Source organism: Paenibacillus sp. J22R3 (assembly GCF_056269305.1).
Genome location: NZ_JBWDNS010000002.1, coordinates 1,439,785 through 1,454,137, shown reverse-complemented (window position 1 = coordinate 1,454,137; position 14,353 = coordinate 1,439,785). Strand labels below are relative to the sequence as shown.

Below are 14,353 nucleotides of genomic sequence, written 5' to 3'. Positions count from 1 at the left end.
TTATAATGGTTGTGAATGTATCAAAATAATTGATATTACTTATATCAGATATTAGGTGAGTTAATGACTATTAATTCGGAGTGGTATCGAAGCTTCTATTGGACAGCCAAGACAGGCAGTCTATCACGCGCGGCGGAGAAGCTGCATATTACGCAGCCTGCAGTCAGCCATATCTTAAAGCAATTGGAAGGCGCACTCGGCGGACAGCTATTCTTCCGCTCTGCTAAAGGCGTAGTATTGACAGCGGAAGGCGAGGTGTTATTTCGTTATATCGAGCAAGCCTTCAGCTTCATAGAATCCGGCGAGAAACGTATCGCCGAGATGCATAACCTGGAAAGCGGAGAAATCCGAATCGGCGCGAGCGATACGCTATGCAAGCATTATCTGATGCCTTTCTTGGAGCAGTTTCATCACCAATTTCCGCAAGTGCGTATCCATGTCACTAATCGGACTACACCGGAAACGATTGATCTGTTAACCGACGGCAAGATCGATTTCGGCATTATTAATCTGCCGGCAAGCAATGCCAAAATCGATATCAAACGGAGTCTTCCTCAGCAGGATTGTTTGGTAGGCAGCAAGAAGTACGCGGATTTAGCGGGTTCGGCTTCTCCGCTTAACGTACATGAGCTTTACCGGTATCCCTTGTTAATGTTAGAGCCCGGAGGCAGCACAAGACGCCGCCTCAGCGAATGGGCGGCTGAACAAGGCATCCAGCTGCAGCCCGAACTTGAGCTTGGCAGTATCGATCTTCTATTGCAATTCGCAATCCGAGGGTTCGGGCTTGCCTTCGTTATTCGCAACTATATCGAGCACGAAATTGCTTCCGGTGAGCTGTTCGAGATCCCGCTCCAACCACCGCTGCCCGAGCGTTATATCGGTATCGCTACATTGCGAGGCGTCCCGCTCTCCGCAGCCTCCAATCGGTTTCTATCGATGCTCCCGTTAACATAGAAAAAACCCACCTAACGGTGTAAAAACCGTCTTAGGTGGGTCTTATTGGGTCGGAAGCGGCGGGAGCCACTCCCCTTGTTTAATTATCCGAACTCCTGCTTCGCAGACACCGTAGCTTCGCCACTGGCAGGTGTAACACAACGTATTAATATCTTCCGGGACTACGTTCGACCTTACCCGCTCAATAACGTCAGACCAGAGCAGTTCCATGCCAAAGTCTAACCCGAGCTTTTGCAGAATCCGCTCATCGTGTTTCGCAACGGAAACATTATGGCAATGCGGCTCCACATCGGATGGAAAGCACGCGCATAAGTCATCCGGACCTTTGACAATGGCTACTCGTGAATCAGGCTCATCACGCAGCTTGTTATAGACGACGGTCATATTCGCCGAGAAGTCCGCCGAATACCCCATCCCCCGAAAACCTAATAAACATAATAAATGATGCCCGCGCAATTGAATCGACATTATATCCCACCTTAACAAAACTTACCGCTTCATCACTCGATACCAATAGGGATAACTCTCTTGATAATTCAGTTTCCCGTACAGACGGTTCGCTGACGCATTGCTCTGGACGACTTGCAAATACCCCTTCGCTGCACCTTGCTCTCTCGCGAAGTGGAGCATATGACGGATCAACTGCTCCCCATACCCTCGATTACGCTGTGCTTCCGCGGTTACAATATCATATAAACCGATGTACCCTCGTTCGATTACGCCTAATCCACATGCGACCGGTTCACCGTTTACCTCTAATGTGAAATAACCTTGCTTCTGTTTCGAGCTTGTTATGATTTGAGCAGCGATCCGTATGTTGGTACCTGTTATTCGGTTCATTTCGCACATTGTATGGAGCCACGTCTCGCTGAGCGAGCCTTCCATCTTGATGTCTTGCAGCTCCGGTGCCGGCACGTCGGCTAAACTTTCTATTATCATAACACGGGAGGGGTCCGTAATGGCATACCCGCGCTGCGCTAGAATTTGATCCAGTTCGGGCGGACCGAAAGGCGTTATTTTGAAAATCGTATCCTGACCTGCTTCGTTATACAGCGATTCGCAAGCTGCAATTCGTTCTTCTAATTGATGATTATCGCAGGCGTATAGTGCGCTTACGGAATTGGATCGTTTCGTATACCCATAAGCAAATCGCAGCAGCCATCCGTCATAAACGACCGTCTGTAGGGACGGCCAAGCGTTCAGTGTCAATTCTTCTATCATTTTGTTCATAGGCATGCGGCTCCTCTCCCAAATCAAATTTAGTATAAATATACATATTTATGAGTAATTATTCAACTCTTCTTTACTTCATCCTAAGCTGAAAAAATGTTAAAATGAGACAAGCATTTACTAAGAAAGGCGGAGAAGAGATGGCACAACTGATCGCACCTCTTACATACACACCCTTCGAGAATGAAGAAGAGCAAATACAGAAGTTGAAAGAATGGGGCCTGCTCTCCGAGAAAGCCTCCAAATCGAAAACATTTATCTACAAAAATAACGCCGTTCATACCGTCTGCTCCATTGTTGGTTATGTCGATAAAATGACAGCAGTCCTTGAGCTGGGCGACAAGCAGCACTGCATTCATCCTTCCTACTTGAAGGAAATGCAAACGGCAAGCTTCGGACAAAGACAAGCGACAGCAACTGAAGATGAAGGCAGCGATACGGAAGATGCTTCTGCTGCAGTTATCGCTCCAACTGTTGAAGCGGAGTCGGAACAACCAATAGAGTCGGCTACGGCTACGGTGGCTGCTGCTTCGGCCATCGAAGAGGCGCCAGCCGAATCGACAGCAGCGAAGTCCGAGGAGAAACCCGCTGCCAAGAAAGCGAAGAAAGAGAAAGCGCCGAAGCTGGAGCTTCCGGAGGAGAAGGTGAAGATGAGAGCAACGGTTAAAGAGTTTACGACCGTTCCGAACAATTTCTCCGATACGGATGACGAGGTAGTCATCTACGAGGAAGTGTCGATTGAAGAGCCGACCCTAGAATTAGGCGCAGCCTGGTCCAGCCATAGCAATACGCTGAAGAAACTAGAGCTTGCTGTTGGCGATACGATTACGTTCGAATGCAAGATCGTCGCCAAGAAATTAACGAAACATCCCGTTGCCTACAAGATTAACAATCCCGGCAAAATCACGAAAGAAGAATCCTAGTCGACGATTCTGATTTGCAGCTCGCAGAGAGAAGCCATGTTACATGGCTTCTCTTTTTTATGTTTTCCAGAAATTTCGACCTTTTTCAAGCTTTATCTTATGAAATCGCTGCTGCAAGGAAATACTACTACCTACGAAGGATAACCATTTGCATGCCCGTCAGTCGATGCATTCCGATCGGCCAGAGAAAGGAGCTCCTCCAACCTATGCAATCGAACTATGATCCCGTAAACGGAGAAAATCTTTCAGGCCCCGCTTCAAGCCCGGGCTCAGCTTCTGCCGTGAAACGCAAGCTGCACCCGAGCGTAGATTTGCAATTCGATCGCACATGGCTTCATCAATTGCAAGAACGCGTCGACCGTAACGGTCCTTGGGACGAGTGGACGATGTACCAATTGGCTATTGAAGCCGAACAGTCGAAGCTGGTTGAGAGCTTCGATGATTTGCAATGCTTGCGCAGCCTCCCTTCCTTCGAGCCGATGCCGCATCAAATCAGCACGGCTCGAAAAGTACTGCATGAGATGAGCGGCCGTGCGATTCTCGCCGATGAGGTCGGACTCGGCAAAACCATCGAAGCCGGCTTAGTGCTGAAAGAATATATGGTGCGCGGGCTTGTAAAGCGCGCTCTTGTGCTCGTTCCGGCTTCCCTCGTCCTGCAATGGGTGCGTGAGTTGAACAGTAAATTCGGTATCTCTGCCGTGGCGCAGAAGAAGGACCATTCATGGGCCTATGATGTTGTCGTAGCTTCCATGGATACGGCGAAGCGAGAGCCCCATCGCGAGAAGCTGCTCGGTCAAGACTACGATATCCTCATCATCGACGAAGCGCATAAGCTGAAGAACAAGAAAACAACCAACTATCAATTCGTGAATTTGCTGCGCAAGAAGTACTGCCTCTTGCTTACGGCTACTCCTGTCCAGAACGATTTGGACGAGTTATATAACTTAATTACGCTGCTCAAGCCGGGACAACTAGGCGGCCAGAGTGAATTTGCCGCTAATTTCGTCGTGGACAAGCGGCTGCCGAAGAACGAGGAACAGCTGCATGAAGCGTTATCCTCGGTCATGATTCGGAATCGTCGCGGAGACGGCGGCATTCAATTCACCAAACGAATCGTGAAGAATATCCCGCTTTCGCTCTCCACAGAAGAACAGGCTCTATATGATGCCGTCACCAAATTTGTGCGTGATCGGGTCGATGAGAGCCAAGGCGATTGGTCAAGCCTCCTCTCTCTCGTCACGCTCCAAAGAGAAGTTTGCAGCAGTCGCGATGCCGTGTTCCTCACGCTGGTCAACATGTTCAAGAAGACGGCAGAAGACTCTCCGCTGCGAGCGAAAATTTGGGAACTGGTCGAGGTTATCCGCGGCATCACCGCCAATACCAAAGCGGAGAAAACGATGGAGCTCGTTCGCGAGATGAACGATAAAGTAATCATTTTCACGGAGTATCGGGCAACGCAGGAATATCTGCTGCAATATTTCCGCTCCAATAATATGGTTGCTGTCCCCTATCGAGGCGGGATGAACCGCGGTAAGAAGGATTGGATGATGGACCTGTTCCGCGGACGCGCGCAGGTGCTGATTGCAACAGAGGCCGGCGGGGAAGGGATCAACCTGCAGTTCTGTCATCACATGATCAATTTCGATTTGCCTTGGAATCCGATGCGGGTCGAACAACGGATCGGACGAGTCCATCGTCTCGGGCAAACAAGCGACGTGCGCATCTATAACCTCTGTACGATCGGCACCATTGAAGAGCATATCGTCAGTCTGCTGCATGAGAAAATCAATCTGTTCGAGCTTGTAATCGGGGAGCTTGATCATATTCTGGAGCGTTTCGAGAAGAGCGAAACGCTGGAACAGCGCCTTGCCCGATTAATGCTGGAGTCTGGCGGCAATCAAGATCAGCTGCGCATGCAAATCGACGAGCTTGGTAATTCACTCAGCCGCATTCGCGACGAGGTTGAATTAGAGGAGCCTATGGAAATGGGCGCAATCAATGCAGTCATGAACGCCGTTGGGCAGACAATTGAGGTGAGACCATGAATGAACGTCAAATTCACAAGTTTGTTCAGCGTTATTTAGAGACGACGGGCTGTCAGATTAACGAGAAATCACCTGCCCATTTTCAGGTGAAGCTTTCACCGAGGGCCGACCGTGACCTGACGAATCGGCCTTACTATTGGAGCTTCGTCGACCGTACAGGTGCCGATCCGGAAACGATGTCCATGCTGCTCGTAACCGATAAGCAGAAGTATGAGCAGGCGCAGGCAGCAGCACCGCCTCCCCCAGCCCCGAACGCTGCGAATGCGGCGGCAGATGCGGCATTAAGTCGCTCTTTCGGCCATATTCACGGCACGCTCAATACGAATGTTCGCGTTCCGCGCGAGGATTTGTATTATGGCTCCCGCCGATTGAATCAGCTCTTCGAGTCAGCTCGCAGCGGCGGCAGCTACCTATGTTTGTTCCAAGAACCGGAGAAACGAAGCGCCCACCCTCTACACTCCACTGCTTACAGCGCTTGGCTTGGGGTTAATATGAAAGTAGAGTTCGCCTGCGATATGAAGCGCGAAGAAATCCATTCCTTCGGCGTGTCGCTGGCAACGGGACAATGTATCGAGCAATTTCATGATCGGCTGATGACTCATCGCATGACCCCGAAGCTGCCGCCTAATGTGCATACCGCCAAAAACGCGCTATCCCTTAATAAAGCAGCTACCATCGCAGAACAAACACTGGAACGCAAGCTTCGCACCTATGACTACTCGTGGGCCCAGGCAGCAGCTGAACGTTTGGCAGATGAGTTAGCGACGATCAATCATTATTATGAGCCCCTTCTGGCTTCCGCGGAAGAAGAGAATAAGCAGCTGATCAGCGAACAGTTCGAACGCAGACAAGAAGAAATCCGCTGGCAATATGAGCCTCGCGTCACGGCTTCTGCCATTAACTGCGGGATTTTCTATCTCCAGGGCATTGGTTAACAAGATCTCTCTTTATCCGGCAAAAATAGAACATAGCTTGTCCCAATCTCCTGACATGTTCCTACATCCTTTTCAACTGAAGGTAAGGTACAATGACGGTGAATCGGCTTTCCCAATCTACAGGAAGCAGCAGGTGATGCAGATGATGCGAAAATGGATATCGATTTTTGCCATAGCAGCCGCTTTCCTCTTGACAAGCACACAGGTCTCAGCAGCAGCTTTATCGTTCAAAATAGCTCCCAGCGAGCAGCATGCATCCAAGCTCGAGCAGCAAGTTCAAACTTGGATGGACGCACTGTCGGATCAGCCCCAATTTCAATCCTGGAAGCGCGCTACCGCTGCAATCGTCCCCCTTGGACCAGGTACTCATGGTTGGTTAGTTACATTTCGGCTGGATCGTCTGCCCGTTGGTTATATGATTGTTCATGCAACTGCGGAAGGCGGGTTTGTGCTCGGCGAATACGGCGCAGGCATGCATCCGGCTTTTGACCCCAATACGTTGTACAGCTCCATGGTGCGACAAGGCTTGTTCACCACCTTCGCTGAAGCCATAAAAAAACCGCTCCATTTGGAACGGCTCTACGTATCGCCTGTACTTGCAGTTTGGAAGTATGTCGCGGCCAATCAGGAAACGTATTATCTGGATGCGTGGACGGGAGAGGCTTTACCGATTACAGATCAACTATGGCAAGAACAAACGAAGGCGCTGGTCGCGAATACGGACAAGCCTGCATTAAGCATGGCGAAGACGACGACTGCAGTTCAGCTAAAGAAACTGTATGCCGCTACTGCCAATCAAGTGTTCGATCCTTATGAGCGATTGCCATGGCTGACCAAATCTCCTTTGTCCCAGGAGCAAATCAAGCATCTGCCTGACTTGCTCGACAAGCGGAATCAAATTCGATTTACCGCAGAGTTGTTCCGCGAAACGGTATTGTTCGTTTATCCGGCAATCGGGTACCATAACTGGGATAATCACAGCCTGTTTGTCGCTTTTGATTCCGCGGGTACCCGATATATCCCGATTGACCTGCTAAACCAAGAAGGCCATTTCTTCGATTAATGGGTCATTAACCTTCTTCTCGAGGCTTAGAACGGATGAGCTGCATGACACCAAGTCCGCCCATACCAAACCAGCGTGTCAGCCAAGGCTCTCTTGTAGCTTTGGCTATTTTGCGCTTTTCCTTCCGAGCTTCCTGCGGCGTATCAATGATCTCAATCATTTTGCCAGTCATGAATTTAATGTATTCTTCGGGTTTCTCGACAGCCATATCCTTCATCTCCTTCGTTTCATTCTAGTGTACCTACAGTGTCCCCGTTAATCATTTACTTCAAACATGAATGAGTTTCCTTGGTCTGTGCCACGCTAACGATAGCCATTATGGAATTGGAGGTAGGGTACAGCATGCTGGAGTACCGATCTGGACGACGGGTATGGACTCGATTGTTCCTGATGTTCTGTTCTGTTGTCCTTTGCTCGTTTACATTAGGTTCGACGAATCAACTGGCAGCAGCTTATCCGCTGGATGCGCCTGCGGCTGATGCTCATCTGCAAGCAGAAGCACCGCCAAGTTATCAACGTGCGCTTCCTTCTGCGGAAGTCCTAATCGATGTTGGTCACGGTGGAATCGACGGCGGTGCGCACCATGAAGATATTCTAGAGAAGGATATTAACTTAGCGGTAGCCAAGAAGCTGTACTTGCTCCTAAGCGCTAACGGCATCCGCGCCATCCTTAATCGCGATGCCGACTACGCACTAAGCGACGATAACCGCTGGAATCCTTCCGGTTCTCGGCATCGGCGGGACTTGTCTCAGCGCAGCCAGCTCACCAAAGAAATCCAGACGAAGATTCTCGTCAGCATCCATGTCAATTGGGCACCGGACAGAACGGAGCACGGACCGCTCGTCCTCCATCAAAACGAGGGAGAAAGTGCGCTGCTTGCATTCTGCATCCAGGATGCACTGAATCGCAAGCACAATACGCACCAACTCCCCCGTGTAGGCTCGCCGTTTTATTTGCTGAATGTCGTGAAGCAGCCTGCCGTTATCGTGGAAATGGGATTTCTAAGCCACGAAGGCGACCGGACCATGCTCCTCGATCCCCGCAAGCAGCATCAACTGGCTGAGGCGATATCATCAGGAGTGCGGAATTATATCCTTCTCCGCTGAAGGCACCACCATCTCGGATAACTTCACGAAGCTTGTCGTAGACTGCAGCCGCGGAATTGCGTCTTTCAGCACCGCGGCTGTCAGTTTACCCGGTGGTCCGACATGTCCGATAATGACGCAGCTGTCATTGGTCTCTAGGTACTTGCGAAGCACGCCGACTTGCTTAGAGATATGATTCGTTGTATACACATCGTCTAAGAAAACTTGATTGGATAACAGCGGAACGCCGAGCTCTGCCGTCACCTTTGGGAGCACCGTCTTGTACGTTGTTCTGCTATCCAAGAAGAACATCCCATGCTTCTTAACTACAGACAGCACTGCTCGCATGACGCGCTCATCGGCCGTTACTTTAGAGCCCATATGATTGTTCATGCCCACTGCATGCGGGACGGCGGCAATGGCTTCCTCCACTCGTTTGCTAATTTCAGCATCGCTCATGCTTGTTGTAATAGCGCCAGGTCCCAGCCATTCCGGCTTGCCGCGAACCGGCTCCATCGGCATATGAACGATAACATCGTCACCTCTCTTGAAAGCGAACTCTGCGTCCTGTTTCGTTGTTGGCATGAACGGCATAACAGCTACGGTAAAATGTACGGGAAGCTCCATCATCTCCGGAGTGCCCGTCATGCCGTTGCCAAAATCATCGATGACAATCGCTACCTGACGATGGCCCTTTAATTCTACTTGCTTCTCGTTTACGGGAGCGGCTGTTGCTGCACCGGTAATTGGAGTGAGCAATACAGCGGCGGCTATGATGATACTACCCGCCAGCCCAGTTTTAACATGCATCTCTTTTAAGTTCTCCTTTGTCCATAAGGTAATGTCCATACATACATTCATTGTTTGTAAATGATGGGAAATATATGTAATCCAAACAAGAAAGACGAGGTTGACCTCGTCCTTCAAGCATACTCAACTTATTTTCTTAAACCGCATAGACGGTTGCGCTGAGATTGATTGGGCCAATGACAGCAGCTTGGCCGCCCGCGTTAAGCTTTTCCACATAAAGCGAATAGCCATGCGCGCCGGTTGGCACATTGATGTCGATGACTTGAAACGATACCACGCCATAATGCTCGAATCCTGCCTCAAAGCCTTGCAAGGCATAGAAGATTTCTTGCGTGCCGCGGAAAACGCGGAACAAGACATCTACAACACTAAAAGTGCCGGATGCACCGATTGTAGCAATCAGCTCAACGCGATTGTTATGGTGTTCATGCGGGATAAAGATACCCAGCTCAGCCAATATGGTTTTGGCAGGTGTTTGCGGAACCGGAATATGCACTTGATTCGTAACGACTGCCGGTACACTTACGTTATAATCAATGATTTTCGCCATGAATAATCAACTCCTTTCCTAAGAGATACACTATTCTATGAAAATAAAAATGCTTTGGTGTGGACGAGTTGTGTGTGTTTCATGATTCGAATATAAAAAAACTGCCGGGTTCATTGGGAACCGGCAGTTATAGATTGTATTTGAGACTCTATATAGTCGTAAACTTTGACGATTTCATTCTCGTAGTTTTCGTTAATTTCAAAGTAGGCAGCACCGCTGTCCTGACATAGCTCTCTAAACGCGTCTTGCTCGTTTATGTAGTCAACAATGAACTCTTCTTCTGCGGGTTCTCCTCGTTCTTCAATTACATTTTGGTGCCAAAAAATTTGAGATACAAAGCTAGCTTCAATATACGCTCGCGAGAAACCAAGAAATACTGAGACGATTTTCTCCGCATATTCTTCTTCGAAGTCATTGATATACTCAGGTAAGATATAACATCCCTCAATGATAAGGTTCTGCTCGTTCTCAATATTCGTCATTATGATCCCTTTGAGGATCGGCCATAATTTCTCACCGATATGTTCCGTGCTATCAAGAGGCGTAAATCCGCACTCCGGATTCGCTCTATACAACCCCATCTTCAGATGGTCTATGGACAGATACGGAATGTGATAGTTCTCCAGCAAGGTTTGAGCCATTAATGTCTTACCGGTGCGGCTGCTGCCACTGATTAGAATAACCAATGCATCATTCTCCTTGGCTTGCATGATAAAATCAGCATGTCATTAAAGAAGTGAGGTGAGTTAAATGAAGGTTTGCGGACGCACTTCAGAAGCCATTAAAAAATGCCCCCGACATAAAGTCAGAATAGCCAGGTGATTGGGGCTAATAAAAAATAAACCCTTCGATCTTCATCGAAGGGTTATCGTTGTAAGGTTGGTGCGGTCGAGAGGACTCGAACCTCCACGGCTGTTACACCACTAGAACCTGAATCTAGCGCGTCTGCCAATTCCGCCACGACCGCATCTGGCAGTTCCTGATTCAATCTATCGTTTGAAGCAGTAAAAACACTTTACCACGAATAGAATAGCAGTGTCAAACATGATTATGCTGCGCGATTATTTTGCCGCTACACAATTGTTTCCCAATCCTTTGTCGATCGCATCCAACAACCGGAACGTCGTATCGCAGCAGTACTCCCAGAACATGACCCCGCGAAGTCCTTCATTCTTAACAAATTGGCATTTGTGATGAAGCGATTCTTCATCCTCGTAGGAAATAAATTGATTGCCATTGTATAGGAATGGAGCTTTCGCTTCATCATCCCAGTGGCGTGTGTACCCATTCTTCTCAATATAGTCGTTAGCCAAACGGGTGAAATCCGGTCCGTAACCGCCAGCTCCTGCGGTCATTTGCAGAAAACCGTTATTGATGTTCGGCACGTCCTTCCACATCCGCGAGTAGAATGCGGCGCCGATGACGATCTTCTCCCGAGGCACACCGGCTGCAACGAACAAGCGAACTGAAGCCTCCACGCTAATGCGGAACAAATCACCTGTCGATGCAAACAAATTCGTATGGTGGCCGGTCAATGTCTGGAACCCGCCGCGCATGTCGTAGGTCATTAATTGCACATAGTCCAAGTAGCGCTGAACTTGGTCCATCTCGGTTCCGTCAACGTAGTATTGATCAGCTCCTGCCGCGATGGTCAGCATATAATGCCTGTTGTTTCGTGCACCTAATTGATCCAGCGCTTCTCTAAGCTCTTTCAAGAGCAGCGTGAAGTTGGTTTTGTCAGCCGGGCTCGAGGCGATCCCCGCTACGCCGTAACAGGGGTATTCCCAATCCAAATCAATGCCATCGATCGCGTAGTTCTCCAGAATGGCTACAGCAGTATCTGCCATCCGCTTCCTACCCGCTGGCGTAGAGGCTGCTTCGGAGAACCCGCCTGCACTCCATCCACCAACGGACAGCAAAATCTTCAAATCAGAATTATAGGACTTAATCGTTGGCAAACTGGCCAAATGCTTCAGATGACCGATGGAGATTTCATCGTTGACAACATGAGCGAAAGCGATGTTGATATGAGTTAGCTTTAATGCATTTTCTCGGGATAGTTTGGGAAGCCATGAATCGCCGACATAGCCTACTGAATAGTAGTTAGAAGTTACTGTCATACGTATATTTCCTCCTCATTTCTTATCGTTTAGCTGTGTCCCTACTCGAAGTACCTCACTGCCAATACCCAGCTTATAGCCCGCAGTTACATACCGGATGCCGCCGCCTTTGTCTACGACAACTACGAATGGCAGAGAAGCCGTACTTGAATCTAATAATGCCGGAGCTGCCTGCTGAACGATTACATCACGGTCACGAACGAAAGTGAACGCAAGAGGAAATCCTTCATAGGAAGCCGGGTCAAAGGACGCCGTCCATCCTTCTTCACCTATAGCCATAATAATAGGCATGCCTAGCGCGTCATAGGCACCGGCCAGCTCCTTTAATTCACGAAGCAAATGCTTGGAGGGCTCTCGTTCCGGCTCGATCCATGCCAGCACTGCACCTCTGCCCTGTGCCAATTCACCAAGTGAAACAGCGTCTCCATTCTGGCGAATGAATCTCCATGCCGGATCAGCTTTCCCAATGACAGGTACTTCACGATTCGGATAGCGGAATGACAGTGGCAGCTCACCACGTTTGTTTTCCAATACCGTAAAATAAGTCACTCGAACCAGCACGGAGCCGTCCTTCTGTCTTGTACCGGCTGTCATGCGATAACGTCCCGCTTCAAGCTCAAACGGCTGATCATACACATTGGTCTGACCATGCGGATAAAATAACGATTGATACCAGCCGTTCTCCAATCTGGCGAACGAGAAGTTACGGAAATACGCCGCCTCTTCCGCCTCGGCCGGAGCTCCCGGATCACGCTTCAGAAGCACCTCACCGATTGCTGCAGCCGGTGTGGCTATGTTTTCTTGTTCGAAACGAGCATCATGCCAGACATCATTCAGCCAATACTGCGGCTTGCGCTCACTTGGGTGAAGCCTCGCCGGAATACCGATGCTGCGGCAAATTGCCACGAACAGAATGTCACGCGATATCCGATCACCTTTCGATAGACGATAACTGCCGGAAGGCATTGCGGATCCCTGATAGTACGTCATATCCTCGACAACTTCGAATTTCTCAAGCAGATCACTTACGAGCTTAGTCGGGTCCAGCCGATAGTCTGCGATTTCCTCGGCGAGTAGTGTTTCTTGAAAAAACTGCTTATAAGGACCGATCATCTCGAACAAAACACGCGGACGCAGCACATAACGCGAGAACAACTCTTCGTCAAATGAGTCTGCATAAGGCAGCGAGCTTACCAAATGATCGATCAGTGCGGGGCGGAACGTATCGGTCAAATCTTTATCGTTTAAGCTCTCAAGCAAACGCAGCGGCCATTCTCCATACGTTTCCGATTGCTCCTGCAAGAAAGCAGCGATTTCATGACTGTTCCCACGCGCCTTGCGAAGAACATCCCATACCCGTTCTACGGGCAGACCAAGCTCAACAGCAATCTCGCCCGACTGCACCTCACTAACGAACGTATCCTCGAAGCTTTTACGAATCGCTGCGCCTTGCTGCAAACGATTACGATGCTGTTGTAACACCTCTTCCGATACAGTTGATGACTCATCAGCCGGCAGCTCCGGCGGAGGAACCATATCGAACTCGACAATCCCGTCTTGCTGCTCATCTTCATCAATTGTAATCGTATAATATTCCTGCTCGGACACCGATAGTTTACTTTCGCCCCACCTGGCTCCATCCACGGCACGAACGAGAAGATCTCCATAACCAGTCGTAAGTGAAACTTCACCTTGGGCATCCGTCGTTAGTTTGGCGATCGGTGTAAATTCAGCGAAATTATAGACTTGGAACGATACGACAGCACCTCGTACCGGCTGACCTTCACTATCCTGTATACTTACAACAATACGGCGGCTTGGTGCATACCCATCCAGTAAATTGATTTCCGTGTACCATTCATGAGCGAGCGTTATCGATTCCGGCCCCGGATATTTCGAAGGTACGCGTGTATTAATGAGCATCGCCCTTCTAGCCGGTGCGCTGAACCATCCCTCATTAAGCCTCGGTTCAGGCTCACAGGCGCCGATAAAATGCCAGCTGCCATCCGCCCAAGCTTCAACCCAAGCATGGTTTGAATCCGAATGTGCCCAGCGCGGGGTATAGCACTGCCTCGCCGGAATACAAAGGCTGCGCAGCGCCGCAACAGCTAACGTAGACTCTTCCCCGCATCGCCCCAACGTGGTACGAATCAGTGTCAATGGCGAGACCGTGCGCGGATCATTGCCGACATACGTGGCCTTCTCATAGCACCAATGATTCGTTTCCAAGATCGCATCTTCCATGGATAGATGCTTCACGCGACTATACAGCTCATCTAGCAGAATGCCTCGACTATCCTCTATATTCTCATTGTTCACGCGATACGGAAGAACAAAATGAAGGAACAGATGGTCAGGCACTCGATGGCCCCAAGGCATCTGCCCCCGAATCTCCAATGTCTTGCGGACATGGCTCAGGAACAGGCTGCCCTCGTAATCAGCCAGGTCGTTCAGCGGCATATAGGCATACAGAAACTTCAGCGCTAAACGCTCTTCTTCGCTCAGTTCTTCCTCAAATACGCTAAACAGCTCACTCTTCCTTGCATTTGCCAGCTGCTGCTTCTCCTTGAACTTGCGCTCTATTGTGATTAGTGTTTCTTCATCCAACGAAAAACCTGCTGTTGTTAAGGACATGCC

The 14,353-nt window shown here is 49.5% G+C and carries 14 protein-coding genes and 1 tRNA gene; 6 read left to right on the top strand and 9 right to left on the bottom strand.

Features of this window, described 5'->3' with window-relative positions; translation table 11 throughout:
- Nucleotides 1-63 precede the first annotated feature (63 nt).
- Nucleotides 64-954: a LysR family transcriptional regulator gene (locus AC0YN4_RS14470; RefSeq protein WP_475836064.1), complete on the top strand. Its 891-nt coding sequence runs from the start codon at nt 64-66 to the stop codon at nt 952-954.
- Between the two features lie 42 nt (nt 955-996).
- Here the strand turns inward: AC0YN4_RS14470 and AC0YN4_RS14465 are convergent, their stop codons facing one another.
- Both AC0YN4_RS14465 and AC0YN4_RS14460 read right to left on the bottom strand, forming a co-directional pair.
- Nucleotides 997-1,422 carry a DUF1284 domain-containing protein gene (locus tag AC0YN4_RS14465; RefSeq protein ID WP_475780386.1) on the bottom strand — a complete coding sequence of 142 codons (426 nt, stop codon included), beginning with the start codon at nt 1,420-1,422 and terminating at the stop codon, nt 997-999.
- 21 nt (nt 1,423-1,443) lie between these two features.
- Nucleotides 1,444-2,184: a GNAT family N-acetyltransferase gene (locus tag AC0YN4_RS14460; RefSeq protein WP_475836063.1), complete on the bottom strand. Its 741-nt coding sequence runs from the start codon at nt 2,182-2,184 to the stop codon at nt 1,444-1,446.
- A 140-nt stretch (nt 2,185-2,324) separates the two neighbouring features.
- Here AC0YN4_RS14460 and AC0YN4_RS14455 point away from each other — a divergent pair, with 140 nt between their 5' ends.
- The 4 genes from AC0YN4_RS14455 (at nt 2,325) to AC0YN4_RS14440 (ending at nt 7,150) form a co-directional block, all read left to right on the top strand.
- Nucleotides 2,325-3,107 (top strand): hypothetical protein, encoded by a 783-nt coding sequence (locus AC0YN4_RS14455; protein WP_475780384.1) that lies wholly within the window; start codon nt 2,325-2,327, stop codon nt 3,105-3,107.
- Nucleotides 3,108-3,313: 206 nt separating this feature from the next.
- The gene (locus AC0YN4_RS14450) at nt 3,314-5,152 is read left to right on the top strand and encodes a DEAD/DEAH box helicase (protein ID WP_475780383.1); all 1,839 of its coding nucleotides are present in this window, start codon (nt 3,314-3,316) and stop codon (nt 5,150-5,152) included.
- On the top strand, nt 5,149-6,087 hold the full coding sequence (locus AC0YN4_RS14445; protein WP_475780382.1) for a YqhG family protein: 939 nt from the start codon (nt 5,149-5,151) through the stop codon (nt 6,085-6,087). Before AC0YN4_RS14450 ends, AC0YN4_RS14445 begins: the two co-directional genes overlap by 4 nt.
- A 55-nt stretch (nt 6,088-6,142) precedes the next feature.
- On the top strand, nt 6,143-7,150 hold the full coding sequence (locus AC0YN4_RS14440) for a hypothetical protein (protein WP_475836062.1): 1,008 nt from the start codon (nt 6,143-6,145) through the stop codon (nt 7,148-7,150).
- Nucleotides 7,151-7,157: 7 nt separating this feature from the next.
- Here AC0YN4_RS14440 and AC0YN4_RS14435 read toward each other — a convergent pair whose 3' ends face one another.
- Nucleotides 7,158-7,358, bottom strand: a complete 201-nt coding sequence (locus tag AC0YN4_RS14435; RefSeq protein WP_475780380.1) for a YqzE family protein — start codon at nt 7,356-7,358, stop codon at nt 7,158-7,160.
- A 110-nt stretch (nt 7,359-7,468) separates the two neighbouring features.
- Between AC0YN4_RS14435 and AC0YN4_RS14430 the strand changes: the two genes are divergently transcribed.
- A complete protein-coding gene (locus tag AC0YN4_RS14430) occupies nt 7,469-8,257 on the top strand; it encodes an N-acetylmuramoyl-L-alanine amidase family protein (RefSeq protein WP_475836061.1) in 789 nt (262 codons plus the stop codon).
- Here the strand turns inward: AC0YN4_RS14430 and AC0YN4_RS14425 are convergent.
- The 6 genes from AC0YN4_RS14425 to AC0YN4_RS14400 all read right to left on the bottom strand — a co-directional run bounded on the left by AC0YN4_RS14425 (nt 8,225) and on the right by AC0YN4_RS14400 (nt 14,350).
- On the bottom strand, nt 8,225-9,046 hold the full coding sequence (locus AC0YN4_RS14425; RefSeq protein ID WP_475780378.1) for a divergent polysaccharide deacetylase family protein: 822 nt from the start codon (nt 9,044-9,046) through the stop codon (nt 8,225-8,227). The two genes, AC0YN4_RS14430 and AC0YN4_RS14425, sit on opposite strands and share 33 nt — an antisense overlap.
- Nucleotides 9,047-9,182: 136 nt before the next feature.
- Entirely contained in the window at nt 9,183-9,596 is a 414-nt protein-coding gene (locus tag AC0YN4_RS14420; protein ID WP_475780377.1) for an exosporium protein C, read from the bottom strand.
- Between the two features lie 110 nt (nt 9,597-9,706).
- A complete protein-coding gene (locus tag AC0YN4_RS14415; protein WP_475836060.1) occupies nt 9,707-10,282 on the bottom strand; it encodes a P-loop nucleotide/nucleoside kinase family protein in 576 nt (191 codons plus the stop codon).
- Between the two features lie 194 nt (nt 10,283-10,476).
- Nucleotides 10,477-10,563, bottom strand: a tRNA-Leu gene (locus AC0YN4_RS14410).
- 94 nt (nt 10,564-10,657) lie between these two features.
- Nucleotides 10,658-11,716, bottom strand: coding sequence for a glycoside hydrolase family 18 protein (locus AC0YN4_RS14405; RefSeq protein ID WP_475836059.1), 1,059 nt, complete (start codon nt 11,714-11,716; stop codon nt 10,658-10,660).
- A 15-nt stretch (nt 11,717-11,731) separates the two neighbouring features.
- Nucleotides 11,732-14,350: a transglutaminase domain-containing protein gene (locus AC0YN4_RS14400; protein ID WP_475836058.1), complete on the bottom strand. Its 2,619-nt coding sequence runs from the start codon at nt 14,348-14,350 to the stop codon at nt 11,732-11,734.
- Nucleotides 14,351-14,353 lie beyond the last annotated feature (3 nt).